Origin of the sequence: Marinobacter denitrificans, assembly GCF_008795955.1 — a bacterium.
Classification (GTDB): domain Bacteria; phylum Pseudomonadota; class Gammaproteobacteria; order Pseudomonadales; family Oleiphilaceae; genus Marinobacter; species Marinobacter denitrificans.
Window position 1 is genome coordinate 839,256 of record NZ_VMHN01000001.1, and the last position, 24,499, is coordinate 863,754.

The window sequence follows — 24,499 nt, forward strand, 5'->3', positions numbered from 1 at the left end:
TTGTACGCAAAACTACCGCCTGATGGGTATGTTATTCCTATAAACATTTATCTAATATACACGTTATATTCAGATCGCCAGTGGAGTCATTGTCATGCAGGCTATTCCCACCACAGAAACCGCAGGGGGTGCGAGCGTCCGCCAGCTGTTCGGCTACCCTTTCCGCATTTTCTTTCTTTCCATGACCATACTGGCCATGGTGGCTATTCCGGTATGGATTCTGCAGGTCAGCGGCGCCATTCAGTTGCCCCTGGCCATGCCAGGGCTGTTCTGGCATCAGCATGAAATGCTGTTCGGCTTCCTGTCTGCGGCTATTGCCGGCTTTCTGCTGACCGCCGTATGCGTATGGACCCAAACAGAACGAACCCATGGCTTACGTCTGGCTCTGCTGTGGGGTGTCTGGCTTGCGGGGCGGCTATTGCTGGCCTTCGGAGCGGGCCTGCCGGACTGGCTGGTTCATGGCGTTAACCTCGCCTTCCTGCCCCTGGTAATGCTGGATGCCGGCTGGCGCGTCGTACACGCCAAACAGAAGCGACAACTGATGATCCTGGTGGTACTGGGGCTGCTCTGGCTGATGCAGATCGGCTTCGTAACCCGACTCGATCCGGCATTCAGCTATGGCGCGCTAATCATGGCAATGGCGCTGATCAGCATTATCGGCGGTCGTATTACCCCTGCGTTTTCCGCCGGCTGGTTGCGTCAACGGGGGCTGGATGCCACCCAGGTAAAAATGGTTCCGGCGCTGGACATGGCCGTGCTGTTCAATATGGTGCTGCTGATGGCCTCACTGGTGTCCGGCTGGCAAACTATCACCGCCATTCTGGCGGTAACAGCCGCTGTTCTGATGCTGGTTCGCCTCGCCGGCTGGAAAGGCTGGCTGTTCCGTACGGAGCCACTGCTCTGGGTACTGCATCTGTCCATCCTCTGGGTGCCGGTTGCGCTGCTCCTGCTCGCCGGCTCCCTCCTCGCAGGCTGGCCCGCCAGCGCATGGACACACGCGGCCGGTACCGGAGCGGTTGGCTGCCTGATCCTGGGCGTCATCGCCCGGGTATCACTGGGCCATACCGGGCGCCCTCTCGTTCTGCCCGGAGGCCTGGTCACAGCTTTTATACTGATTCACCTGGCGGCACTGGTGCGCGTGATCACGGCGCTCGAAGTCATTCCCTGGAATGCAGGGGTAGGGGTAAGTTCGCTGTTATGGATGCTCGCATTCGGCATTTTCCTCGCCCGCTACACCCGGATCCTGGCGTCACCGCGGCCGGATGGCAAGGAAGGCTGAGCCTTCAGGGACTTTATGAAATCAGCAACAGGAAGAGCCGGTCAGGCGGCCAGCTCTTCCTCGGCAATTGCACTGAATGCTGCCCTCGCCTCGCGGAAACGGTCAGCAGGAAAGTGGATGTGAATTCCCTCAAGTGAGGCCATCAACATTTCAAGGTGGGCATCCCAGCCGGCACAGGAAACCGCCACCCGGTGGTCGTCCGGCAACAGCAATGCCAGCTCTATCTTCGTTCCCTCCGCTTCCGGAATCAGATTCCAGCGTATCGGGCGTTGCGGTTCATTACCGGCACTCCAGGAATACTCCAGCAGCCGTTCGGGCTTGATAGCGCGAACATAGCTGTCGATCGCTGAGCCACTCTGGCCAAACTCGATTTTTACCGACCCGCCCGGCCACTGCTCGATCGTTCCCGGGGCCAACCAGTTAGCCAGATTGGCGGGATTAGTCAGCATTGCCCATACCTGTGCAGGGCTGTGGTCTGTGCTGCGCTTCAGCTTTGCACTAACGCGGCCATCCCTGCGGCTCAGTTCGCCCCAGGCTTTACTATTCGCGGACATGGCAGCTCCTCGTATCTGTCAGGGTCAGCCTGAAAAATAACCAAAAGCGCCTGACCACACCTTGATGACCATCAACCGCAGCCAGCCACTTCCTTGAAAACTGCAACCAATGGTCAATAGCCAACTGATGAATAACAGCTAAAGTATAAGAAACCATTTTGTAACAGGAACATTGGCATTATGACCCCCGACCACTTTGACAAGGCGGATCTGGAAGCCTGCGGGCAAGGTACGCTTTTCCCAGGCAAGATGCGGCTACCTATCAACGAAATGCTGATGATGGACCGCGTAACCCACTTCAGCGAAACCGACGGGCTTTATGGCAAAGGCAGCATTATTGCCGAGCTGGATATCAACCCGGACCTGTGGTTCTTCAAGGTTCATTTTGTTGATGACCCTGTCATGCCTGGCTGTCTGGGCCTGGATGCCATGTGGCAACTGGTGGGCTTTTTCCTCGCGGCTACCGGTGGAGAGGGTAAGGGTCGGGCGCTGGGAAGCGGCGAAGTGAAGTTTTCCGGCCAGGTGCTGCCCACCAACAAACTGGTTCGCTATCACCTCGATATCAAGCGGGTAATCCGTCGCAAGCTCACCATGGCGATCGCCGATGCCCGCATGGAAGTGGATGGCCGCGAGATATACACTGCCAAGGATCTGAAGGTTGGCATGTTCAATTCTACGGATGACTTTTAGGAGCCATTAAATGCGTCGTGTAGTTATTACCGGCATGGGGATTGTCTCCAGCCTCGGAACCAATCAAGACGAAGTGACCCGGTCACTGCGTGATTCAATACCCGGCATAGGCTTCAGCCAGGAAGCCAAGGACAATGGCCTACGCAGTCATGTTTGCGGCCAGATCGATCTGAACCTGCCGGAACTGATAGACCGCAAGCTGATGCGCTTCATGTGTCCGGCCTCCGGCTATACCTACCTTGCGATGAAAGAAGCCATTGAGCAGGCCGGACTGACCGACGAGCAGATCCGCGCCAACTCGACCGGCGTTATTACAGGCGCCGGGGGTGCCTCCACCGTGGAGCTGATGGATGCGATTGATACCCACCGCGCCAAAGGCATTCGCCGCGTTGGCCCGTATCGCGTACCCCGCACCATGGGCAGCGCCATTAACGCTTCCCTGGCCACCGCATTCGGAATTACCGGCGTCAACTACGGCATCACCTCTGCCTGTGCCACCAGTGCCCACTCCATCGGCCACGCCGGTGACCTGATTGCCCTCGGCCGCCAGGACGTCATGTTCGCCGGTGGCGGTGAAGACATCCACTGGACCCTGAGCCTGATGTTTGACGCCATGGGTGCGCTGTCCACCAAGTACAACGACACCCCCGGAAGCGCCTCCCGCACCTACGACAGAGACCGGGACGGCTTCGTCATCTCCGGTGGCGGCGGTGTTCTGGTACTGGAGGCCCTGGAGCACGCAGAGGCACGTGGAGCCAATATCCTGGCCGAGCTGGTCGGCTTCGGTGCCACCTCTGACGGCGCCGATATGGTCGCCCCCAGCGGCGAAGGCGCGATTCGCTGCATGCAGCAGGCGATGAAAAATGTGGATGGTGAAATCAGCTACGTGAACACCCATGGCACGAGCACGCCTGCAGGGGATGTCACCGAGCTGAAAGCCCTGAAGGAAACCTTTGGTGACAAGATACCGCCACTGAGCTCAACCAAGCCTCTGTGCGGCCACGCTCTGGGCGCTGCGGGCGTGCATGAAGCCATCTACAGCCTGATCATGCAGCGGGGGAACTTTATCGCTCCGTCGGCTAACATCGAGAATCTGGACGAAGGCGCCGAAGGCTACCCCATCGTACGGGAAAGGCAGGACAACGTTGATCTGCCCCTGGTGATGAGCAACAGCTTCGGCTTTGGCGGCACCAACGGCACGCTGATCTTCAAGAAAGCCTGATAGGTAAACGAAGGCTCCGGGGTATGCGCGTTCGCAGCCCCGGCGTCTGCTTCAGCCTCACGCCGCCATTGAGCGGTAGGCCCCCGGCGACTTGCCCATCCAGCGCTTGAACGCGCGACTGAACGCGCTGAGTTCCGAAAAACCCAGTTGTTCGGCAATTTCCACCAACGACTTGCTGCGATCATCAAGATAAGCCAGCGCCCGCTCACGCCGGATCTCCTCCAGCAAGGCCGCAAACGTCAGGCCCTCCCGCTTCAGCCTTTTGTGAAGCGTATGCCGGCTCATGTGCAGTTGGGAGGCCACTGCCTCTACGCCTACCCGACCCCGTTCCAGATGTCCGGCAATCAACGAAGTCACTCGCGCACTGAACGGTGCTTTCACCGCCAGGGACTCCATCGGTTCTGATTGCATGTCTTTTACTCCTGATATCTCAATGCAGGCAATAAACCCTGCGGACGTCAGCGTACACATGTTAGCCGAAAATAACCATATCCGCCCTTGAGCCGCATCAAGGGAAAAAATCGATCGATGAGGCACTATGGGCCGCACTCAAACCCAGAATAACCGATGGCCTTATCCGGAGCCCCAATGCACACCCCAGAACTACTGGCCCCTGCCGGCACTGCCGAACACCTCGAAACCGCCTTCGCCTATGGCGCCGATGCCGTCTATGCCGGCCAACCGCGGTATTCGCTAAGGGTAAGGAATAACAGCTTCAAAAACGTTACGGCCCTGGGGGACGGCATAAACCGGGCCCACGAACTGGGTAAGCAGTTCTACCTCGTATCCAACATCGCGCCCCACAACGACAAGGTACGCAGCTACCTCCGGGACCTGGAGCCAGTTCTGGAATACCGGCCGGACGCCCTTATCATGTCCGATCCCGGACTGATCATGCTGGTAAAGAAAAAATGGCCGGACCAACCCATACACCTTTCGGTACAGGCCAACGCGGTGAACTGGGCGACGGTGGAATTCTGGCGAAGACAGGGCATCAGCCGCGTTATTCTCTCGCGTGAACTGGCCCTGGACGAAATCCGCGACATCCGTGAAAAAGTGCCGGAAATGGAGCTGGAAGTCTTCGTCCACGGCGCCCTGTGCATGGCCTACTCCGGCCGCTGCCTGCTGTCCGGCTACATGAACCACCGCGACGCCAACCAGGGCGCCTGCACTAACGCCTGCCGCTGGAATTACAAGGAAGTCAGCCACCACCATGACCAGACCGGCGACCTGATCGCCACCTCGGCCAACGGCGAAGCCCAGATGGTAGAGCCAAAGGAAATCCTGCTGGAAGAACCCAACCGCCCAGGCAGCTACATCCCCGCCTACGAGGACGAACACGGCACCTATATCATGAACTCCAAAGACCTACGCGCCGTCCAGCACGTCGCGGCACTGGCAGAAATGGGCATCCACTCCCTGAAAATCGAAGGCCGCACCAAAAGCACCTACTACGTCGCCCGCACCACCCAGGCCTACCGCCGCGCCATCGACGATGCCACAGGTGGAAAACCCTTCGATATGAACCTGATGGACCAACTGGAAGCCCTCTCCAACCGCGGCTACACCGAAGGCTTCCTACGCCGCCACGTGCCTCAGGAATACCAGAACTACGAACAGGGCTCCTCCCTGAACGGCAGCCAGCAGGTCGTCGGCACTATTACTGACGTGGATGACCGGTGGCTGACCATCGACGTGAAAAACAAGTTTGCTCCCGGCGACACCCTCGAACTAATCACCCCGGCCGGCAACCTGCGGTTCAGCGCCGAAACCATGGAAAACCGCAACGGTGAGACCATGGGATACGCTCCGGGTAGCGGCCATATCGTTCGCATCCCCAAACCTGAGCAATTACCGCCATCCCTCGACTACAGCTACCTGACCCGTATTCTCCCTACCGGCGAATAGCAATTAGTCGAAGGCCTCAGGCGGGTCTGGCTTCCAAAACCGTGCATTGCCAGGGATGGCAATGCCGAGCCCCCATGGACGGGTTCACGGCGTGTTTTGGAAGCCAGACCCGCCTGAGGCCCTCCTCAAACATTCAGTCTTATAGATACTAAGGCTATCACCTCGATTGCGACCCCCTTAGTGCCCCAAGGGCCGAATAAGGTATAATCACGACACGCGCAATTTAATACCTGACTATTTTACTCTGGTATTGTATACTCGCTCACCAGAAGAAACGGATTTTGCCCTTGGTTATCAACAGGGCAACGCCAAATCCGTCATCCAAAAACCGATTGCAGGGCGTACCCACTGGCTGGGCGACCATTGCAACGCCTGAAACATTTACATCCGCAAGGTAGCCACTCAAGCAAGGTTGCCGGCGACACCAGGGGCTGAAAAGCCCGAGATGAGAGAATACGGAGCGACGATCATGGCGACCACCGACAAAGAGGTGAACGAGCTGATCAAACGGGAATACGAACACGGATTCGTAACAAATATCGAATCCGACACGTTCGAACCCGGCCTGAATGAAGACGTCATTGCCCGCCTTTCCGGCATCAAGAAAGAGCCCGAGTGGATGCTGGAGTGGCGCCTGAAAGCCTACCGTCGCTGGCTGGAAATGGACGAGCCGGACTGGGCTCACGTCGGCTACCCGAAGATCGACTACAACTCGATTTCCTACTACTCCGCGCCCAAGCGCCCGGAAGATATGCCCCAGAGCCTGGACGAAGTGGATCCGGAACTGCTCAGAACCTACGAAAAACTGGGTATTCCCCTGCACGAGCGTGAAAAACTCGCTGGCGTGGCCGTTGATGCGGTATTCGACTCCGTCTCTGTTGCCACCACCTTCAAAGAGCCACTGGCCAAAGCGGGCGTGATTTTCTGCTCCATCTCCGAGGCCATCCAGGATTATCCGGAACTGGTCAAAAAGTATTTGGGTTCCGTGGTTCCCGCTGGCGACAACTTCTTCGCAGGCCTGAACTCCGCAGTCTTCTCCGACGGTACCTTCGTATACGTGCCCAAAGGTGTGCGCTGCCCCATGGAGCTGTCCACCTACTTCCGCATCAACGCGGCCAACACCGGACAGTTCGAGCGCACCCTGATCATCGCCGAAGACAGCAGCTACGTAAGCTACCTGGAAGGCTGCACAGCCCCCATGAGGGATGAAAATCAGCTCCACGCAGCCGTGGTAGAACTGGTTGCGCTGGACGATGCGCAGATCAAGTACTCCACCGTCCAGAACTGGTATCCGGGCGATGAGAACGGCAAAGGCGGCATTTTCAACTTCGTCACCAAGCGTGGCGCCGCCATCGGCAAGAACTCCAAGATTTCCTGGACCCAGGTTGAAACCGGTTCTGCGGTGACCTGGAAGTACCCGAGCTGCATTCTGCGTGGTGACAACAGCGTGGGCGAATTCTACTCGGTGGCACTGACCAACAATTATCAGCAGGCCGATACCGGCACCAAGATGATCCACCTGGGCAAGAATACCTCCAGCACAATCATCTCCAAGGGTATTTCCGCGGGCAAGAGCTCCAATGCCTACCGCGGCCTGGTGAAGTTCGGCCCCGGTGCGGAAGGTGCACGTAACTATACTCAGTGCGATTCGCTGCTGATCGGCGACCGCTGCGGCGCCCACACGTTCCCGTACATCGAAAGCAAGAACAAATCGGCCATCGTCGAGCACGAGGCCACCACCTCCAAGGTCAGCGACGAGCAGATGTTCCTCTGCCGTCAGCGTGGTATCGACCCTGAGCAGGCCGTTTCCATGATTGTGAACGGCTTCTGTAAAGAGGTCTTCAAGGAGCTGCCCATGGAGTTTGCTGTTGAGGCTGGGAAGTTGCTCGAAGTCAGTCTTGAAGGGTCTGTGGGTTGAGACCTGCTTGCCCCGCCAGCTGCTGTGGAGGTCAGCGAGCAGGTTGGGCCTTCCGAAACACGCCGTGAATACGTCCATGTAGGCTCCTAAAAAACGTCCTTGTTTTTTAGGGTTTCGGAAGGCCCAACCTGCTCACTGACCCGGAGTTTGGAGGGGCACGAATATGCCAGTCCGCCGAAACAACATTATTCTGCTTCGGACGGCAAACACAAAAGTATGCGGAAGCCCTCGGGCAGGCCCTTCCGGGATCGTAAAAATCAGGGATGATTTTTTCGAGCGTACATGGACGTATTCACAGCGTATCCCGGAAGGGCCTGCCCGAGGGCTGACTCACCCAAGGTTTAAAGTTGGTACCGAGGGTGAGTACAAGAATTCAGACATCAGGAAGAGAGAAGCCATAAATGCTGAGCATCAAGAACCTGCACGCATCCGTTGAGGGTGAAGAGATCCTCAAGGGCATCAACCTGGAAATCAAGGCCGGGGAAGTTCATGCCATTATGGGCCCGAACGGCTCAGGCAAGAGTACGCTGTCCCAGGTGCTTGCAGGTAATGAAACCTTTGAGGTAACCGAGGGCGAGATCACCCTGAACGGTGAGAACCTGCTGGATCTGGAGACCGAAGAGCGTGCTCGCGAAGGCATTTTCCTGGCGTTCCAGTACCCGGTGGAGATTCCCGGTGTCAGTAACCTTCAGTTCCTCCGCACCGCCGTTAACGCCATGCGTACACACCGTGGCGAGCCGGAGATGAACGCGGCCGAGTTCATGAAGCTGGCCAGAGAGGTTTCCAAACAGGTGGACCTGGACCCGGCGTTTCTCAAGCGCGGCGTCAACGAAGGCTTCTCCGGCGGTGAGAAGAAGCGTAACGAAATCATGCAGGCGCTTCTGCTGCAGCCCAAGCTGGCGATTCTTGACGAGACTGATTCGGGGCTTGATATCGATGCCCTGCAAGTGGTCTCCAAGGGCGTGAACGCCCTGCGCGCGGACGACCGCGCTATCCTGATGGTGACTCACTACCAGCGGCTGTTGAATCACATCGTGCCGGACTACGTACATGTTCTTGCCGGTGGCAAAATCGTCAAATCCGGTGGGCGAGAGCTGGCGCTGGAGCTTGAAGAGCGCGGTTACGGCTGGCTCGGTGTGAAAGACGAAGAAACCACCCCCAGTGCAGCGAGCTAAGGAGGTCGTGGAATGAAACCAGCACCAACGCTTTCCAGCGCCTTCCTTGAGCCGGGCCGGCAGTCACTGCCTGCACCGCTGCTTGAGCTGCGCAAACAACGGGGTACGGCTCTGGTGGATATGCCATTGCCAACTCGCAAAACCGAGAACTGGAAGTACTCCAGCCGGCACCTGAAGCTGACTGATGAGCTTGCCGCTACCCTGCCCGCGACCGGCAAGGACGGTCTCAGCCTGTCGCTGCCAGGTTACCGGGTGGTGTTTCATAACGGCGTGATGATTCCGGAAGCGTCGGATTTTCCCGATCTGGACGGTATCCGCATCCAGCGCTTCGCCGATCTCGATGACGACGAGGCGGCTGCCCTCGCCGATCGCCTCGACAACACCCTGGACAACCGGGCCGTGCAGATGGCCAGGCTGAACTCGGCGCGTTTTGAAGACGGCCTGCACATTCAGTTGGACAAGGAAGCTGTGCTCGACCAGCCCTTGTTCATCGTGCACGAAGTAACCGGCACCGCTTCTGGCTCTGCCTACCCGCGCATCTACGTGGACGCGGCGCGTCACAGCCAGATCACGCTGGTTGAGGAATACCTCTCCAGCGGCAATGAGCCTGTCATGGTCAATGCGGTCACCGAGTTCATGCTGGGAGACGGCGCCAATGTCACCAGCGTGCAATTGGTCATGGAGGGCGAGAACGTACAGCACATCGGTGCCACCGGTGTGCGCCAGGCAGCCAATGCCCGCTTTGAAAGCCATTGTGTCGGTTTCGGCGGACCGCTTCGCCGCCACGACCTGATGGTTCGCCTGGAAGGCGAAGGTGGTGAGTGCAAGCTGAATGGTGTGGTGGTTACCCAGGGCAAGCAGCACTACGACAACCACACCTCCATTGAGCACGTGGCTGCCCACTGCAACAGTGAAGAAACTTATCGCAACATCGCTGCGGACCAGTCCCACGCTGTGTTCAATGGCCGCATCCATATTCATGAGGATGCCCAGAAGTCGAACGCCAACATGAACAACAAGAACCTGTTGCTCTCAACCGGCGCCGAGATCGACACCAAGCCTGAGCTGGAGATCTACGCGGACGACGTCAAGTGTGCCCACGGCGCGACCATTGGCCAGTTGGACAAGACTTCCCTGTTCTACCTGGTGTCCCGGGGCATCGGGCGCCGTGAAGCCAATACGCTGTTGACCATGGCCTTCATTAACGAACTTGTTGAACAGATCCCGGTGCAGGCAGTCAAAGATGCTGCACAGCTGCGGCTGAACGAGTTTTTCGACCAGACATTTGAGGAGGCCTGACCGGTTATGACAGACCTTTCTGTGGCAAACAAGGCGGGCAGAGCAACGTTTGATGTCGATGCTGTCCGCCGGGACTTCCCGATCCTTGATCAACGGATCAACGGCAAGCCCCTTGTGTATCTGGACAACGGTGCGTCGGCTCAGAAGCCGGTCGCCGTACTGGACGCCATGGATCGGTACTACCGGGAAATGCACTCCAACGTCCACCGGGGCGCCCACACCCTGGGTGACCGTGCCACCAGCGCGTTTGAGGGGGCTCGCGAAAAAGTCCGGGACTTTCTGAACGCCGACAGCACCCGTGAGATTATCTGGACACGAGGCACCACAGAGGCCCTCAACCTGGTGGCCAATGGCCTGGCCGCTCGTCTGAAACCGGGCGACGAAATTCTGGTCAGCCAGATGGAGCACCACGCCAATATCGTGCCTTGGCAGATGATTGCCGAGCGCACAGGGGCAAAAGTGGTGCCCATACAGGTCACGCCCCAGGGGGAGCTGGATGTGGATTCGTTCAACAGCCTGCTCGGTGAGCGCACGCGCATACTGGCGCTGACTCACGTATCCAATGTTCTGGGCACCATCAACCCGGTTGCCCCGCTGATCGAACAGGCCAAGGCCCGCGGCGTCATCACCGTAATCGACGGTGCCCAGGCAGTGCCCCACTTCAAGCCAGACGTTCAGGCGCTGGGCTGTGATTTTTACATGTTCTCTGCCCACAAGATGTTCGGCCCTACCGGCATCGGGGTACTTTACGGCAAGGCCCAGCTGCTTGAGGAAATGCCCCCCTATCAGGGCGGCGGCGAAATGATCGAGCGGGTATCGTTCGAGCGTACCACCTGGAACACCCTGCCCTACAAGTTCGAGGCAGGCACTCCACCTATCGCCGAGGCAATCGGCCTGGGCGCCGCGATTGATTACCTTGACGGCTTGGACCGGGCCAGTATAGAGGCAGCGGAAAGTGCACTGCTTGCCCGTGCCAATGAGCTGGCGGAAACCGTTCCCGGTATGGAAATTATCGGTACTGCCAGCAACAAAGTGCCGGTCATGTCCTTTAAAATCGCCGGCCTGCACCCCAGTGACATAGGCACATTGCTGGACCAGCAGGGTATCGAGATCCGCACTGGCCACCATTGCGCCATGCCGCTGATGGACTTTTACGGGGTTCCCGGTACAGCCCGGGCATCCTTTGCGTTTTATAATACACTGGAAGAAGTGGAACAGTTATTTACTGCCCTACAGAAAATCCAGCGCCTGTTTGCCTGATGGAGGTGGAAACATGACAGCCGAAGTCTACACACCAACCGTAGCGGTCACCATGACGCCTACTGCGGTTAAACACGTACGCAAGCAACTGGACAAGAAGCCGGAGGCGAAAGGTATTCGACTGGCCATCAAGAAAAGCGGCTGCTCCGGATTCAAGTATGAAACCCAGTGGGTAGAAGAAGTCAGCGCGGACGACAAGGTCTTCCATATCGACGGTGTGGATCTGTTCGTGAAGGAAGAGCACCTGCCGCTGGTGAATGGCATTGAGATTGATTTTGTGACTGAGGGGGTTAACTCCCTGTTCCAGTTTCGGAATCCGAATGCGACCGCTGAGTGCGGATGTGGTGAGAGTTTTACCGTCGCCTGAACACGAACAGAAAACGAGGCCCCAAACGGCATGCAAGAACGGGAAGTGGTCCTGACCAAACGCGAAGTAGAGGCACGCCTGGTGCCCACCGGAACGGAAATCATGATTCCGTCGGATACCTTTGTGACCATCACACAGTCACTGGGCGGCAGCTTTACCGTTGCTGTCAACGGCAACCTCGCTCGTATTGAGGGCCACAATGCCGATGCCCTGGGCAAGAAGCCCCTGGCGAGCAGCTTCGAAACACCCGAAGACGGCACCATCAACGAAAACCAGGTCTGGGAAGCCATGCAGAACTGCTACGACCCGGAAATTCCGGTGAACGTGGTGGACCTGGGCCTGATCTACGACTGCAAGATTGAGAATGGCACCGAAGACGGCAATCACGTCTACGTCCTGATGACCCTCACCGCCGCCGGATGCGGAATGGGGCCGGTAATTACCGAAGACGTCAAGACCAAGCTTGAGCACGTGCCCAATGTGGACAAGGTGACCGTTGAACTCACCTTCGATCCACCCTGGAACAACGACATGCTCACCGATGAAGCCAAGCTTGAGCTGGGGATGCTGTAATGACTGCCTCCGAACAGGACTTTCTGACCAACCCGCTGGGGAAAGATACGACGCTGGAAGATGTGCTGGACGGCTTCGAGTTTCTCGACGACTGGGAAGAGCGCTACGCGTTTATTATCGACCTGGGTAAACAATTACCGCCATTCCCGGATGAGGAACGCACGGAAGAAAACTACGTGCACGGGTGCCAGAGCCAGGTCTGGCTGATTCATCACTACGATGGACCCAGCGGCAAGCTGTACCTGTTGATTGATTCCGACGCCATTATCGTTCGTGGCCTTGCGGCTATCATTCTGGTGGCCCTGAACGGCAAGACACCGAGAGACCTGTTGGCGACCGACATCGACGAGCTGTTCGAACAGCTGGACCTGTTCCGCCATATCTCCCCCACCCGGGGCAACGGACTCCGGGCCATGGTCAGCAAGATCCGCGATATCGCGGCGGAAACTGCCGCAGCCTGAATGTGATGGCGATAGCGTCTACCAGACGATCGCCACATCATCCCTCTGGATATTGACCTGCCCACCTGAAACGGGAATTCTGCCGTTGCTGAAATCCGGGTGGACGTTGTTCACCGTCATGGTGGCACCACTGTCCTGGAGCTCAGGGGTCGAGCCTGGCGCATCAAAGAAGCTGGCACTGCGGTAGAGTTTCAGTTCATCACCCGGCCGCAGCCCGGCGGTGGCACCGGAATCCAGGGTCACCTTGTTGCCATCCACCCGGGTCACCCGGGTGATAAATGGTTGGCATGCCAGAGCATCGTTTACCGCCGACGTCATATCCTTCATCAGGCCACCCACGGCCTGGCCATAACGGGTTTCCTGAAAACCGGCCGAGCCGAAACCGTCGGCGGAGCCGGGGCCGGCATCCCACCGCGCTTCGGTCGCAAAACGTTCCTGGTAGACCGGAGCACCACTGAACCCGTCATAAATCATCAGGTCCGCGACAAACCGTCTGTTCTGGTTGGCAGCGCCAATCCCCCGCTGCATGCGGTCGATAACGGAACTCCCCCACGCGTCCGGGTCAGATACACCCACATCACGGATGACGCCGGCAACCACAAACTGAACCCCCAGTTCCCGCGCCACCTGGATGACGTTGGTAAGACGGTTATTGAACTTCTGCTGGGTTGGCGCGTTCAGAAGATCACTGAAAAGACGCTGGGTGGTAGCACCAAATACCTGAAGATGGCCGGTATTTCGAAGTTCCGCCTGCAATAATTGCGGCAAGATCTCGCCGGCGTCATCAATACGGCCAATCCGCGCCTGGTCCGGGTATACCATCGGGAAGCCGGTCACCGCGACGCGTTTTCTCAGACCACTTGCCTCACCCGCACTGCAGCTTCCGCTTTCGGACATATCCGCCCGCACAGTAACCCGCAGCAGATTGCCACTGCGATACTCATCAACCACCTTTACTGATCTGGCCCTGGACGACGACGCCACCTGCAGACGGGATTCAGTCACCACGCCATTTTCCATGGTATCGCGACTGCTGATTTTCGCCTCGTACTGCAGGGATACATCCCGCAAAGCGGCCTTTCTGGCCTCCTCCCTGGCGCTGTCCACGTCGTCATTGTAGATGGTGGCATGGCCAACGCCCTCAAGTACGACGGCCTGAACATTGGCAGCAAGCATCAGCGCTGTAATAACCAGAATTACCGGCTTCATGGATAATTGGTCTCTCAGTCGAGGTAGTAGAGGGAGTCCACGCCCCGGCTCTGCACATCACCGACGCTGTCATTATCCCGGGGCATGGGAATCGGGCACAGGTCCTGAACCTCTCTGTCGGATACTCGGGAGACACACGCACGGAACCTGGGTTCCAGCTTCAATTCCATCACTGTTTCCACAACCCCGTCACTGTGTTCATTCACAGCTACCATCTTGGCTCCACGGATGTAGCTGTCCACGTAAGTGCGGAACATGTCGTTCTGCAGCACAAAGTCATTCACCGTTGAACTGCCGTAAATCACCGTGCCGTAAACCCGTTCCGCCAGATTACGGTAAGCATCAAGCTGTGATGCCCGGCGGGCAAGCAGCCGCTTGCGGGTATTCACGCGGTCTTTCGAGACATTTTCATAGGTACCAAAGCCACTGACCCGCACCGTTATCGGGGCCAGCTCAGTCTGTTGCTGCGAGTCCCGCTGCTGACCGATCGGGGCACAGCCCATTATTGTCACCACCAGCGCAGGTATCAGTATCCACCGCAAGGTCATGTTGATTCTCCGAAAAAACACCAGTTCAACATGCCCATGAAAAATTCACGCCAACCTTTGTAACTGGCTGAAATCCATAACTCCACGTTCTTTAACGCTGCCTCTCTTCCCTCAGAGCGGCAAAAAACCACCGCTATTTACACTAGGAAAACAAACCGTTACTGCATCACCGGTGAGTGAGAAAACGAACTGGATTAGTCTGAACATCGCGCAATCTATAAACCGACACTACAAATGCATTATCAGGATCCATCATGACCGACAACCGTCTGACCAAGCTCTCTCTGGCCATCGGCCTCTCCATTGCCACCACAGCGGCGATGGCCAGCCCGCAAACTTTTATGTCGTCACGTTCCTTTGCTATGGGCGGTACCGGTGTCGCTATCGCTCATCCGGCGGCTGCAGGCGCTTCCAACCCGGCTATGATGGCGGCCGAGCACCACGACTGGTCCGACGACTTCGGCTTGATCCTTCCCTCTGTCAACGCCCGCGTTGCTGACGAAGAAGAAACAATTGACCAGATTGATGATATTCAGGACAACATTGACCGGTTCGAGGAGCTGGACAAGACCACCAGCGCAGCAGAAGCGCGCCAAACCGCTGGCGAACTCAGACAGCAGTTGAACAACTTTGACCGGGATACCGTCCGCGTCGATGCCGGCCTGGGGATCGCGCTGGCTGTGCCAATGGATTCCATCTCGGTTGGTTTTTTCACCAACGGCAACCTTCGCGCGACCGTCCGGGGTGAATTCGATCAGGACGACGAGCAATTCCTCGCTGACCTGGAAAACGCATCAACAGCAGAACTGATTGCTGCGGATCTGGACCGTGACCTGCAATCCCGCGGCAGCGTTCTGGCGTCCGCGGTGACAGAGGTTGGAATTTCCCTGGCGACTTCAATCGACCTGGAGAATGACTCGCAACTGCAAATCGGGGTTTCGCCGAAATACGTTCAGCTGCGAACTTATCAGTACACCCAAACCGTGGCCGGTTTCGAAGATGACGACTTCGACAGCGATGAGAATGAAACTGAAAAAAGTGGTTTCAATCTGGACGTTGGTGCGGCGTATGCCTTCGGCTCACACAACCAGTGGAACGCTGGTGTAGTGGTTAAGAACCTGATCCCCATGGAACTGGATTCGGCGGCGAACCGCCCCACTGAAAAAGAGCGAACGCTGGAACTGAACCCCATGGTGACTGCCGGCATCGCCCATAAAGGCGACTTCCACGTAGTGACGGCGGAAATGGACCTGACCAAGAAGGAAGCATTCGGCTACGAGGATGACACCCAGTGGCTTGCGCTGGGTGCAGAATTCGACGCCTTCCGTTATGCCCAACTTCGCGTAGGCGTACGCCAGAATCTGGCCAGCAATGACGACAACGATGGCATTGAGGAAGACACCCAGTTCACCGCCGGTATTGGCCTGTCCCCTTTCGGCGCCCGTCTGGACATCGGTGCGCTGGTCAGCGACGCGGATCTTGGTGCCGCCATTGAGCTTGGTGCAGCGTTCTGATCTGCCCCGAACAACCAGCTCCCAAAAGCCCGGCTCCGTGCCGGGCTTTTTTGTGGCCTAGCGGTTTGCCCGTAGCGGGCCATACCCTGATAATCCCCTGAACGACACCCCATATGGAGCACTATCCGATTCATGAAAACCTATCTGGTTGGCGGCGCCGTACGTGACGAACTGCTTGATCTGCCGGTAAAAGACCGGGACTGGGTGGTCACCGGAGCTACGCCGGAGGAAATGCTGAAGCGAGGCTTCAAACAGGTAGGCGCCGACTTCCCGGTGTTCCTCCACCCCGATACGCGGGAAGAATATGCACTGGCGCGAACGGAGCGTAAACAAGGGCGGGGCTATCACGGGTTTACCGTCTACAGCGCACCGGACGTCACACTGGAAGATGATCTCAAGCGGCGGGACCTGACCATCAATGCCATGGCGAAATCGACCGAAGGCGAGCTGGTGGACCCCTTCGGAGGCCACCAAGACATTCAGACCCGCAGCCTGCGCCACGTATCCGAAGCTTTTGCTGAAGATCCCCTGCGAATTCTGCGCACCGCGCGTTTTGCAGCCCGGCTGCAACCCCTGGGGTTCACCGTGGCGGAACCAACCATGGCCTTGATGCAGGAAATGGTAAAGGCGGGTGAAGTCGAGCATCTGGTCCCCGAACGGGTGTGGCAGGAAATCCAGCGGGCCCTGCACGAAAATGAACCCGGCACTTTCTTCGACGTGCTCCGGAACTGCGGAGCGCTGGCAACCATTATCCCGGAACTTGACCGGGACGACACCTATTCAGCCGCACTAAAAGCACTGCGCTGTGTGCACAGCAGTGCAGGTGGAACCAGCGCCCGGTTCGCGGCCCTGATGTCGCCATTGGCTGAAAACGAAGCCCGCAAACGGGCAGCGCAACTAAAGGCGCCGAACGACTGCCAGGATTTGGCCCGCCTCACCACCAGCCTGTTGCCACGGATCCTCTCCATGCCCGGCCATCAGGCAGAAGTGCTGCTGGAGGTGCTCGACGAAGCCGATGTGTGGCGCCGCGCGGACCGCTTTAAAGAATTGCTACAGGCACTGAACTGCGCCCTGCCCGACACCGAACGAGACAAACTGGGCTGGCTGGAGTCGGCCCGGCAGGCAGCCACAGGTGTGCAGGCAAAAGAACTGATGGCGCAGGGGTACAGGGGAAAAGAACTCGGCCAGGCAATCCGAAATGAACGGTTGCGACGTATTTCTGAGCTCTGATCTGAGCCCTGACCTGAACCCCAACCGACACAGTGAGATACACCATGGAAGCATTAACACCTGTTGCACTGATCACTGGAGCGGCACATCGACTAGGAGCCCATACGGCCAGACACCTCCATCATCGTGGCTGGAACCTGGTGGTTCATTATCGCTCCCGCGAGGCGCAGGCTTACTCCCTGTGCGAGGAGCTGAACAACATCAGAGCCGAGTCTGCGGTTGCCCTCCAGGCTGACCTGTCGAATCCGGGAGAAGCCGCAACCCTGGGTTCAGAAGCCGTTTCCATATGGGGACGCCTGAACGGACTCGTCAACAATGCCTCCGTTTTTTATCCCAATCCCACGCCACAGGCCAGTTCCGACGACTGGGACGCAATAATGAACACCAACCTGCGCGCACCCTTCTTCCTGGGCCAGGCCTGCCTGCCAGCGCTGAAACAATCCCGCGGCGCCATCGTGAACATGATCGACATATACAGCCAGCGCCCGCTGGCGAACCACCCGCTTTACTGTGCCAGTAAATCCGGCCTGGCGTCACTGACCCTCTCCTGGGCAAAAGACCTGGCACCAGAAGTCCGGGTTAACGGCGTTTCTCCGGGTGCTATCCTCTGGCCTGAAGGCGAGGCAGCCATCGATGAGACCTATCAACAGAGCATCCTGGCCAGGACCCCGCTGGCTCGCACGGGCGCGCCGGAGGACATCGCCAGCGCCATTGCCTTCTTGCTTTGTGATGCGCCGTTTGTAACAGGTCAGATACTGGCGGTGGACGGCGGTCGCAGCCTTAATATGTAAGCGGATTACGCCGTCCCGCTTTGGCCTACCCCGGCTTTCCGATACAATGCGGGGAGCTTTTTAAACCTGCCTGGAAACCGGAGAGAACCCATGCGTGATGTTGTTATCGTAGCCGCCAAACGTACCGCGGTCGGAAGCTTTGGCGGCGGGCTTTCCAGCCTTCGCGCCGACCAGCTCGGCAGCGCCGTTATCAAGGCCTTGCTGGAGGAGTCCGGCGTTGCTGCCGATCAGGTCAACGAAGTGGTCCTGGGCCAGGTCCTGACGGCCGGCTGCGGTCAGAACCCTGCGCGTCAGGCCTCCATCAATGCCGGCATTCCCGCCTCGGTGCCTGCCATGACTATCAACAAGGTGTGCGGCTCGGGCCTCAAGGCTGTTCATATGGCAGTTCAGGCCATCCGTTGTGGCGACGCCGAACTGATGATTGCAGGCGGCCAGGAAAGTATGAGCCAGGCGCCCCACGTGCTCCCCAACAGCCGTAACGGCCAGCGCATGGGCAACTGGAACATGGTGGACACCATGATTTCGGACGGTTTGTGGGAGGCTTTCAATGACTACCACATGGGCGTCACTGCAGAAAACATCGTGGAAAAATACGGTATTAGCCGTGAAGAACAGGATGAGTTTGCCGCCGCGTCCCAGCAGAAAGCCGCTGCCGCAATGGACGCCGGTTATTTCGACGGCCAGATTGTTCCCGTCACCATTCCCCAGCGCAAGGGCGACCCGCTGATAGTGAACAAAGACGAGACTCCCCGTGCCGGCGTTACCGCCGAAAGCCTGGGAAAACTCCGTCCGGCGTTCAAGAAGGACGGAACCGTCACCGCCGGAAATGCGTCCTCCCTTAACGACGGTGCCGCCGCGGTCATTGTTTGCAGCGCCGACAAAGCCAGAGAACTCGGACTTACGCCACTGGCTACCATCAGGGCCCATGCCAATGCAGGTGTTGACCCCACGATCATGGGCACTGGCCCGATTCCGGCAAGCCAGCGCTGCCTGAAACTGGCCGGCTGGTCGGTGGAAGATCTGGACCTTGTGGAAGCCAACGAAGCCTTTGCCGCCCAGGCCATTTCCGTTAACCGGGACCTCGGCTGGGATACTGCAAAGGTCAATGTGAATGGCGGTGCCATTGCTTTGGGCCACCCGATCGGAGCCTCCGGCTGCCGGATTCTGGTCAGCCTGCTGCATGAGATGGCACGCCGGGATGCAAAAAAGGGCCTCGCAACCCTGTGCATTGGCGGCGGTATGGGCGTAGCCCTGGCCGTGGAACGCTGAGCCTGGAATGCTGAATGTGGTGTTGTTCGAGCCGGAGATACCGCCGAATACCGGCAATATTATCAGGCTCTGTGCCAACTCCGGCTGCCGCCTGCACCTGATTGAGCCTCTGGGTTTTACCCTGGAAGACAAGCAGATGCGGCGGGCGGGCCTGGACTATAGTGAGTACGCAACGGTCACGGTTCACCCGGATTACAAGAGCTTTCTGGACAGCGAACAGCCCCTGCGGCTGTTCGGGCTGACCACCAAAGGCTCCCGTGGATATCATGAAGTGACATACCAGAAAGGCGATTATCTGATGTTCGGCCCGGAAACCCGGGGCCTGCCAGCAGACATTCGCCAGGCACTTCCGGAAGCACATTGCCTGAGAGTGCCGATGCGCCCGGAAAGCCGCAGCCTCAATCTGTCAAACACGGTTGCGCTGGTGGTCTATGAAGCATGGAGACAGCTTGATTTTGAAGGAGCTCAATAACCACCGCCCGGCAGCCTTGCTCGCCTTTGCAACCATCCTGGCGCTGTTCTCATCCAGCGCCTGGCCCCATAACAGAAGTGTCGAAAAATCGGGCGAAAATACCCGGGTTATCACCACCCCCTCAACCACATCCGAGGTCTCGGTGGTACTGGGCAAAAAGATTGTCCGGCAGCTTTATACCAGCTGTGGGCTCAACGTCCGTTATCTGGATGTGCCCGCGGCCAGGGCTGTTATGATGGCGGAAAAAAGTCAGTCCGACGGCGAACTTGCCCGCATACCCATGGCCGTAAAGGAAAATGCCCCCCTGTTGCCGTTGCATATTCCGATCGAGACAGCGCGGCTGGTTCCTCTTTTCCTCAATCGGGAATCAGCCAATGCACACACCAGCCTGAGTGGTGAGCGCATCGGTTTTCTGAACGGCTATCGTATGATCGCTACGGTATTGCCCGAGGATGCCACCCAGGTCGCCACAGCTGATACGTTTCAGCTGGTCAGCCTGCTTAAACGCCAACGAATTGATGTAGCGTTAACACTGGAATGGGATGCACTGGCCGCCAGGCACCAGAATCCGGAAATGGTGATTGGCGAACCGGTGCTGGAATCGCCCATCTATCACTGGGTACACGAAGCCAGGCAAAACGACGTTCCCTGTCTTTCTGAGGCTCTCAGTGAGATGAAGACAAGCGGGGAGCTGCAGCAAATACTCAGGGAAGGCATTGAATCGAGTTCACCTTAAAAAGAAACCCCACCGGCGTATGCGCGAGCGGGGTTTCTTTGGGCCAGGCTTGGGGCGAGGCGGAATCAGTGAGTCTGCTCTTCTTTGCTTTCGCCTGCTGCCTCTTCCTGCTTGCGCTTTAGCGCCTGCGCGTAGATAGCATCGAAGTTCACCGGTGCCAGCATCAATGCCGGGAAGCTACCTTTACCAACCACCCCGTCAATTGCTTCCCGTGCATATGGGAACAGGATGTTCGGGCAGTACGCACCCAGCATCTGACCGAGTTGCGGCCCTTCAATACCCTTCACCAGAAACACACCGGCCTGCTGAATCTCGACGATGTAAGCAACCTTGTCATCGACTTTCGCAGTCACTGTCAAAGACAGAACCACTTCATACTGGTTGTCGCTGACCTTGTTGTGAGACGTGTTAAGGTCCAGATTGACCTGCGGCTTCCACTGGTCCTGAAAAACCGTGGGTGAGTTCGGGGACTCGAACGACAGATCCTTCACGTAAATGCGCTGGAGCGCAAACTGGGGTTGTGTCTGGTTTTCGTTGCCTGCTGCGGCCTGCTCATTTTCAGCCATTTTCAGTCCTTTCTTCGATTAAGGGGGCAACCAGGGCCCATTATTATATTGAATGCTGCCGGAACAGTTTAATGCCTGGCTCCGCCTGCTGATGTGAAACAGTGCGACAGTTTACCGTTCAGTTCAAGGCCCCGGTAGCCGGTTACTTCTTCACCAGCGGCAGGTTGCTGCCTTTCCAGTCAGCGATACCACCATTCAGACGAACCACATTGGTGTAGCCTTCCGCGTTCAGCTGCTTGACGGCCATGGCGGAATGCTGGCCCATTTTGTCAGCCACGATGATCTGCTTATCCTTGAACTTCTTCAGCTCCGACGCACGGCTTTTGATACTATTGAGGGGAATATTGATTGCACCGGTAATCCGGCCCTCGTTAAAATCCTTGCGATCACGGATGTCGACAACAATAGCTTCGTCGCGGTTGATCAGATTTACTGCGCCCTGGGCCGATATTTTCGCACCACCACGGCGGGATTCCAGTACCAGTATGGCAAGCAGGAAAGCGACAAACAGAGACACCAGAATGTAATGGTTAACCGCGAATTCGAACACCCTTTCCATGAAAACACCTTGCTGAATAGTTTGTGGCAGGATTATACACACCCTGCTCCATTGACAGAAGATAACCGAGGTGGCCGAGGGGTGCGAAAGTGTTTAGAATCAATGTTCGTTTTAGTAAATTTACCAAACTACCATCGGATTAAGTGATGACTGCCACGCGTAAGCCTACTGCACTGATTATTCTTGACGGCTGGGGTCACCGTGACCCGGCGGACGATAATGCCATCAGCAACGCCAATACGCCATTCTGGGATAAGCTCTGGAAAAATCAGCCAAAAACACTGATCAACACGTCTGGAATGTTCGTTGGCCTGCCGCAGGGACAGATGGGAAATTCCGAAGTCGGCCACATGAATCTTGGCGCAGGACGGGTGGTTTACCAAAGCCTGACGCGCATCGACAAAGACGTGGAAGAAGGTACTTTTACGCAAAACCCTACCCTGTGCAGCGCCATGGACAAGGCCATCAGTAGCGGCCGGGCCGTTCATCTTATGGGCCTGCTTTCTCCCGGTGGCGTGCACAGCCACGAAGACCACATTCTGGCTGCTGCTGAAATGGCAGCCGAACGAGGCGCCAAAGAAGTCTACGTCCACGCATTCCTGGATGGCCGCGACATGCCGCCCCGCAGTGCCAGGGCCTCATTGGAAAAAGCCGCTACCAAACTGAAGAACCTGGGAGTCGGCCGGGTAGCCTCCATTGTCGGTCGCTACTACGCGATGGACCGGGACAACCGCTGGGACCGGGTTGAAGAGGCCTACAATGTCATGACCCTCGGAGAGGCCGAGTTCACGGCTGCCGATCCGGTAACGGCGCTGGAGCAGGCCTACGAACGGGGCGAGAATGACGAGTTCGTCAAAGCGACCCGTATCAAAGCCAGTGGCGACACGGAAGGCACCATCGACGATGGCGATACCGTGATATTCATGAACTTCCGCGCCGATCGCGCCCGGGAGATGACACGCTGCTTTGTGGAGAACGACTTTGACGGCTTTGAGCGCCGCAAGCGCCCGGAACTGGCTGACTTTGTCATGCTCACCGAATATGCCGCAGACATCAAAACGGCCTGTGCCTATCCGCCAGAGCAACTGACCAACGGCCTGGGCGAATACGTCTCGAATCAGGGCAAAACCCAGCTTCGAATTGCCGAAACCGAGAAATACGCCCACGTTACCTTCTTCTTCAATGGCGGCATGGAAACGCCGTTCGAAGGTGAAGACCGGATCCTGGTGCCGTCACCCAAAGTAGCCACTTACGACCTGCAGCCGGAGATGAGCGCGCCGGAAGTGACCGACAAACTGGTGGAAGCCATCAAGAGCGGCAAATACGACCTGGTGGTGTGTAACTACGCCAACGGCGACATGGTTGGCCACACCGGCAAGCTGGACGCTGCCATCAAGGCCGCCGAATGTATTGACCAGTGTGTCTCTCGCATCGCCGAAGCGCTTGAAGAAGTCGGTGGAGAAGCACTGATTACCGCAGACCACGGCAACTGTGAACAGATGACGGACCCGAACTCCGGCCAGGTTCATACCGCCCATACTATCGGGCCGGTGCCACTGGTTTATATTGGCCCCCGCAAGGTATCCCTCAAGGATGACGGCAGCCTGAGCGATGTGGCACCTACCCTTCTAAGCCTGATGGGCCTTGAACAGCCGGCGGAAATGTCAGGCCATAGCCTGGTGGAGATCGATTGATTGCTCGTCTGTGGCTGGCGCTGGTACTGCTTGCAGTTGCCACGCCAGCACTGGCGGAGCAACAGGTCACGCCTGGCCAGATAAAAGCACTCCGGGAGGAGATCGCCGGGATCGACGAATGGCTCGCCGATGCCGAAGAGGATCGCTCGTCACTTGAGCGCCAGCTCTCGGGGCTGGAACAGGAAATCGGCCGCCTTACCCGCGAACGCAGGGAACTGCGCCAGCAGGCCCAGAACCAGCAACAGCGCCTCAATCAGCTTGCCGAAGAAGAGGCTGAGCTGACGCGAACCCTGGACAGTCAACGCGAGAACCTGAAGAAACAGATTCGCGCCGCCTGGATGGAAGGGGACGCACCCGCGGTAAAAGTCCTGCTTAATGAGATAGACCCTGACAAGATTGCCCGCACCATGACCTACTACGAATACCTCAGCCGCGACACCATCGGCCGGCTGGAGGCATTCGCCGCCAACCTCCGACAACTGAGAGACACCCAGAAAGAGGTCAAGGCCGGCCGACTGCGACTGGCTGAACTTGAGCAGGATGTGGCTGACCGGCAACAAAAACTGAACAACAGTAAAAGCGAACGGGAACAGACCCTGGCAGCCCTCAAAGCCGACATCAGTGATCGCAGGAGTGAACGCCAGGAACTGGAAGCAGACCGGAACCGGCTGGAAAAACTGCTCAAAGAGGTGGAAGAGGCCATAGCGAGCATTCCCACCCCCAATGAATCAGACCCGTTCGGGTCGCTCAAGAACAAACTGCCCTGGCCGGCAGACGGCAAGGTTGCCAGCAAATTCGGCGACAGCTATGCCGGCGGCAAGCTGCGTTATAACGGTCTGCTGATCAATACCGATGAAGCGAGCGATATCAAGGCGGTTCACTATGGTCGCGTTGTCTTTGCCAACTGGCTCAGAGGTTTTGGCCTGATTACCATCCTGGATCACGGCGACGGCTACATGACCCTCTACGGCCATAGCAGCAGCCTTTACACCAGCCCGGGTGACTGGGTGGAAGCCGGCGAGGCCATTGCCCAAGCAGGTCGTACCGGTGGCACGGACAACCCCGCGGTATACTTCGAAATTCGCCACAACGGCAAACCGGACAACCCGCAGCGCTGGCTTGGCAATCGCTGAGGCTGTTCGTGGTACCCTAAAGGCTGACAAATCAGTCTGGTAACGCCATACTGTCCTGCATTACGCAGGAAC

Annotated in this window: 25 protein-coding genes; 19 read left to right on the forward strand and 6 right to left on the reverse strand. The window is 57.7% G+C overall.

Translation table 11 applies throughout. From position 1 onward, the window contains the following. Window positions 1-94: 94 nt before the first annotated feature. Window positions 95-1,279 (forward strand): NnrS family protein, encoded by a 1,185-nt coding sequence (locus FO268_RS03925; RefSeq protein ID WP_150989881.1) that lies wholly within the window; start codon window positions 95-97, stop codon window positions 1,277-1,279. A 41-nt stretch (window positions 1,280-1,320) separates the two neighbouring features. On the opposite strand, the gene FO268_RS03930 is transcribed toward FO268_RS03925, so the two are convergent. Next, entirely contained in the window at window positions 1,321-1,833 is a 513-nt protein-coding gene (locus tag FO268_RS03930) for an SRPBCC domain-containing protein (RefSeq protein ID WP_150989884.1), read from the reverse strand. Between the two features lie 180 nt (window positions 1,834-2,013). On the opposite strand from FO268_RS03930, the gene fabA reads away from it, so the two are divergent. Both fabA and fabB read left to right on the forward strand, forming a co-directional pair. Further along, window positions 2,014-2,523 (forward strand): bifunctional 3-hydroxydecanoyl-ACP dehydratase/trans-2-decenoyl-ACP isomerase, encoded by a 510-nt coding sequence (gene fabA, locus FO268_RS03935; RefSeq protein WP_150989887.1) that lies wholly within the window; start codon window positions 2,014-2,016, stop codon window positions 2,521-2,523. Window positions 2,524-2,533: 10 nt separating this feature from the next. Continuing rightward, window positions 2,534-3,745, forward strand: a complete 1,212-nt coding sequence (fabB, locus tag FO268_RS03940) for a beta-ketoacyl-ACP synthase I (RefSeq protein ID WP_150989889.1) — start codon at window positions 2,534-2,536, stop codon at window positions 3,743-3,745. Window positions 3,746-3,802: 57 nt separating this feature from the next. Here the strand turns inward: fabB and FO268_RS03945 are convergent, their stop codons facing one another. Next, window positions 3,803-4,156, reverse strand: a complete 354-nt coding sequence (locus tag FO268_RS03945; protein ID WP_150989892.1) for a helix-turn-helix transcriptional regulator — start codon at window positions 4,154-4,156, stop codon at window positions 3,803-3,805. A gap of 177 nt (window positions 4,157-4,333) precedes the next feature. Between FO268_RS03945 and trhP the strand changes: the two genes are divergently transcribed. The 8 genes from trhP to FO268_RS03985 all read left to right on the forward strand — a co-directional run bounded on the left by trhP (window position 4,334) and on the right by FO268_RS03985 (window position 12,706). Further along, window positions 4,334-5,653, forward strand: a complete 1,320-nt coding sequence (gene trhP / locus FO268_RS03950; protein ID WP_150989895.1) for a prephenate-dependent tRNA uridine(34) hydroxylase TrhP — start codon at window positions 4,334-4,336, stop codon at window positions 5,651-5,653. Window positions 5,654-6,122: 469 nt separating this feature from the next. After that, window positions 6,123-7,571, forward strand: a complete 1,449-nt coding sequence (gene sufB, locus FO268_RS03955; protein WP_150989898.1) for a Fe-S cluster assembly protein SufB — start codon at window positions 6,123-6,125, stop codon at window positions 7,569-7,571. Window positions 7,572-7,972: 401 nt separating this feature from the next. Next, entirely contained in the window at window positions 7,973-8,746 is a 774-nt protein-coding gene (gene sufC / locus FO268_RS03960; RefSeq protein ID WP_150989900.1) for a Fe-S cluster assembly ATPase SufC, read from the forward strand. Between the two features lie 12 nt (window positions 8,747-8,758). Beyond that, window positions 8,759-10,045 (forward strand): Fe-S cluster assembly protein SufD, encoded by a 1,287-nt coding sequence (gene sufD / locus FO268_RS03965; RefSeq protein ID WP_150989903.1) that lies wholly within the window; start codon window positions 8,759-8,761, stop codon window positions 10,043-10,045. A gap of 6 nt (window positions 10,046-10,051) precedes the next feature. Next, window positions 10,052-11,305: a cysteine desulfurase gene (locus tag FO268_RS03970; protein ID WP_150989906.1), complete on the forward strand. Its 1,254-nt coding sequence runs from the start codon at window positions 10,052-10,054 to the stop codon at window positions 11,303-11,305. A gap of 13 nt (window positions 11,306-11,318) precedes the next feature. Continuing rightward, a complete protein-coding gene (locus FO268_RS03975; protein WP_150989909.1) occupies window positions 11,319-11,672 on the forward strand; it encodes a HesB/IscA family protein in 354 nt (117 codons plus the stop codon). 30 nt (window positions 11,673-11,702) lie between these two features. Continuing rightward, window positions 11,703-12,245 carry a putative Fe-S cluster assembly protein SufT gene (sufT, locus tag FO268_RS03980; RefSeq protein WP_150989911.1) on the forward strand — a complete coding sequence of 181 codons (543 nt, stop codon included), beginning with the start codon at window positions 11,703-11,705 and terminating at the stop codon, window positions 12,243-12,245. Next, window positions 12,245-12,706 (forward strand): SufE family protein, encoded by a 462-nt coding sequence (locus tag FO268_RS03985; RefSeq protein WP_150989914.1) that lies wholly within the window; start codon window positions 12,245-12,247, stop codon window positions 12,704-12,706. The genes sufT and FO268_RS03985 overlap by 1 nt, the downstream gene beginning before the upstream one ends. 18 nt (window positions 12,707-12,724) lie before the next feature. Here the strand turns inward: FO268_RS03985 and FO268_RS03990 are convergent, their stop codons facing one another. Next, complete coding sequence (locus FO268_RS03990) at window positions 12,725-13,915, reverse strand: flagella assembly protein FlgT (protein WP_150989916.1); 1,191 nt, start codon at window positions 13,913-13,915, stop codon at window positions 12,725-12,727. Window positions 13,916-13,929: 14 nt separating this feature from the next. Beyond that, a complete protein-coding gene (locus FO268_RS03995; protein ID WP_150989919.1) occupies window positions 13,930-14,463 on the reverse strand; it encodes an LPP20 family lipoprotein in 534 nt (177 codons plus the stop codon). Between the two features lie 254 nt (window positions 14,464-14,717). On the opposite strand from FO268_RS03995, the gene traF reads away from it, so the two are divergent. The 6 genes from traF (at window position 14,718) to FO268_RS04025 (ending at window position 20,475) form a co-directional block, all read left to right on the forward strand. Beyond that, complete coding sequence (gene traF / locus FO268_RS04000) at window positions 14,718-15,977, forward strand: conjugal transfer protein TraF (RefSeq protein WP_150989922.1); 1,260 nt, start codon at window positions 14,718-14,720, stop codon at window positions 15,975-15,977. Window positions 15,978-16,109: 132 nt separating this feature from the next. After that, the gene (locus FO268_RS04005) at window positions 16,110-17,207 is read left to right on the forward strand and encodes a multifunctional CCA tRNA nucleotidyl transferase/2'3'-cyclic phosphodiesterase/2'nucleotidase/phosphatase (RefSeq protein ID WP_150989926.1); all 1,098 of its coding nucleotides are present in this window, start codon (window positions 16,110-16,112) and stop codon (window positions 17,205-17,207) included. Between the two features lie 44 nt (window positions 17,208-17,251). Continuing rightward, window positions 17,252-17,998, forward strand: a complete 747-nt coding sequence (locus FO268_RS04010; protein WP_150989929.1) for a pteridine reductase — start codon at window positions 17,252-17,254, stop codon at window positions 17,996-17,998. A 90-nt stretch (window positions 17,999-18,088) separates the two neighbouring features. Continuing rightward, entirely contained in the window at window positions 18,089-19,267 is a 1,179-nt protein-coding gene (locus tag FO268_RS04015) for an acetyl-CoA C-acetyltransferase (protein WP_150989933.1), read from the forward strand. 7 nt (window positions 19,268-19,274) lie between these two features. Next, window positions 19,275-19,739 carry a tRNA (uridine(34)/cytosine(34)/5-carboxymethylaminomethyluridine(34)-2'-O)-methyltransferase TrmL gene (trmL, locus tag FO268_RS04020; protein WP_150989935.1) on the forward strand — a complete coding sequence of 155 codons (465 nt, stop codon included), beginning with the start codon at window positions 19,275-19,277 and terminating at the stop codon, window positions 19,737-19,739. After that, entirely contained in the window at window positions 19,717-20,475 is a 759-nt protein-coding gene (locus FO268_RS04025; protein WP_191966816.1) for a type 2 periplasmic-binding domain-containing protein, read from the forward strand. Before trmL ends, FO268_RS04025 begins: the two co-directional genes overlap by 23 nt. 65 nt (window positions 20,476-20,540) lie before the next feature. Here the strand turns inward: FO268_RS04025 and secB are convergent, their stop codons facing one another. Both secB and FO268_RS04035 read right to left on the reverse strand, forming a co-directional pair. After that, window positions 20,541-21,041 (reverse strand): protein-export chaperone SecB, encoded by a 501-nt coding sequence (secB, locus tag FO268_RS04030; protein ID WP_150989941.1) that lies wholly within the window; start codon window positions 21,039-21,041, stop codon window positions 20,541-20,543. Between the two features lie 142 nt (window positions 21,042-21,183). Beyond that, window positions 21,184-21,600 (reverse strand): rhodanese-like domain-containing protein, encoded by a 417-nt coding sequence (locus tag FO268_RS04035; protein ID WP_150989944.1) that lies wholly within the window; start codon window positions 21,598-21,600, stop codon window positions 21,184-21,186. Window positions 21,601-21,746: 146 nt separating this feature from the next. Between FO268_RS04035 and gpmM the strand changes: the two genes are divergently transcribed. Both gpmM and FO268_RS04045 read left to right on the forward strand, forming a co-directional pair. Beyond that, the gene (gene gpmM, locus FO268_RS04040) at window positions 21,747-23,294 is read left to right on the forward strand and encodes a 2,3-bisphosphoglycerate-independent phosphoglycerate mutase (RefSeq protein ID WP_150989946.1); all 1,548 of its coding nucleotides are present in this window, start codon (window positions 21,747-21,749) and stop codon (window positions 23,292-23,294) included. Then, window positions 23,294-24,427: a murein hydrolase activator EnvC family protein gene (locus tag FO268_RS04045; RefSeq protein ID WP_225316537.1), complete on the forward strand. Its 1,134-nt coding sequence runs from the start codon at window positions 23,294-23,296 to the stop codon at window positions 24,425-24,427. The genes gpmM and FO268_RS04045 overlap by 1 nt, the downstream gene beginning before the upstream one ends. Window positions 24,428-24,499: the final 72 nt, after the last annotated feature.

Coding starts and splice junctions, on each gene's coding strand:
- FO268_RS03945 (WP_150989892.1), bottom strand. CDS start 4,156: ATGCAATCAGAACCGATGGAGTCCCTGGCGGTGAAAGCACCGTTCAGT.
- sufB (WP_150989898.1), top strand. CDS start 6,123: ATGGCGACCACCGACAAAGAGGTGAACGAGCTGATCAAACGGGAATAC.
- sufD (WP_150989903.1), top strand. CDS start 8,759: ATGAAACCAGCACCAACGCTTTCCAGCGCCTTCCTTGAGCCGGGCCGG.
- traF (WP_150989922.1), top strand. CDS start 14,718: ATGACCGACAACCGTCTGACCAAGCTCTCTCTGGCCATCGGCCTCTCC.
- trhP (WP_150989895.1), top strand. CDS start 4,334: ATGCACACCCCAGAACTACTGGCCCCTGCCGGCACTGCCGAACACCTC.
- fabB (WP_150989889.1), top strand. CDS start 2,534: ATGCGTCGTGTAGTTATTACCGGCATGGGGATTGTCTCCAGCCTCGGA.
- FO268_RS03985 (WP_150989914.1), top strand. CDS start 12,245: ATGACTGCCTCCGAACAGGACTTTCTGACCAACCCGCTGGGGAAAGAT.
- FO268_RS04035 (WP_150989944.1), bottom strand. CDS start 21,600: ATGGAAAGGGTGTTCGAATTCGCGGTTAACCATTACATTCTGGTGTCT.
- FO268_RS04010 (WP_150989929.1), top strand. CDS start 17,252: ATGGAAGCATTAACACCTGTTGCACTGATCACTGGAGCGGCACATCGA.
- trmL (WP_150989935.1), top strand. CDS start 19,275: ATGCTGAATGTGGTGTTGTTCGAGCCGGAGATACCGCCGAATACCGGC.
- FO268_RS03930 (WP_150989884.1), bottom strand. CDS start 1,833: ATGTCCGCGAATAGTAAAGCCTGGGGCGAACTGAGCCGCAGGGATGGC.
- gpmM (WP_150989946.1), top strand. CDS start 21,747: ATGACTGCCACGCGTAAGCCTACTGCACTGATTATTCTTGACGGCTGG.
- FO268_RS03990 (WP_150989916.1), bottom strand. CDS start 13,915: ATGAAGCCGGTAATTCTGGTTATTACAGCGCTGATGCTTGCTGCCAAT.
- FO268_RS04005 (WP_150989926.1), top strand. CDS start 16,110: ATGAAAACCTATCTGGTTGGCGGCGCCGTACGTGACGAACTGCTTGAT.
- FO268_RS03970 (WP_150989906.1), top strand. CDS start 10,052: ATGACAGACCTTTCTGTGGCAAACAAGGCGGGCAGAGCAACGTTTGAT.
- secB (WP_150989941.1), bottom strand. CDS start 21,041: ATGGCTGAAAATGAGCAGGCCGCAGCAGGCAACGAAAACCAGACACAA.
- FO268_RS03975 (WP_150989909.1), top strand. CDS start 11,319: ATGACAGCCGAAGTCTACACACCAACCGTAGCGGTCACCATGACGCCT.
- sufC (WP_150989900.1), top strand. CDS start 7,973: ATGCTGAGCATCAAGAACCTGCACGCATCCGTTGAGGGTGAAGAGATC.
- fabA (WP_150989887.1), top strand. CDS start 2,014: ATGACCCCCGACCACTTTGACAAGGCGGATCTGGAAGCCTGCGGGCAA.
- sufT (WP_150989911.1), top strand. CDS start 11,703: ATGCAAGAACGGGAAGTGGTCCTGACCAAACGCGAAGTAGAGGCACGC.
- FO268_RS04015 (WP_150989933.1), top strand. CDS start 18,089: ATGCGTGATGTTGTTATCGTAGCCGCCAAACGTACCGCGGTCGGAAGC.
- FO268_RS03995 (WP_150989919.1), bottom strand. CDS start 14,463: ATGACCTTGCGGTGGATACTGATACCTGCGCTGGTGGTGACAATAATG.
- FO268_RS03925 (WP_150989881.1), top strand. CDS start 95: ATGCAGGCTATTCCCACCACAGAAACCGCAGGGGGTGCGAGCGTCCGC.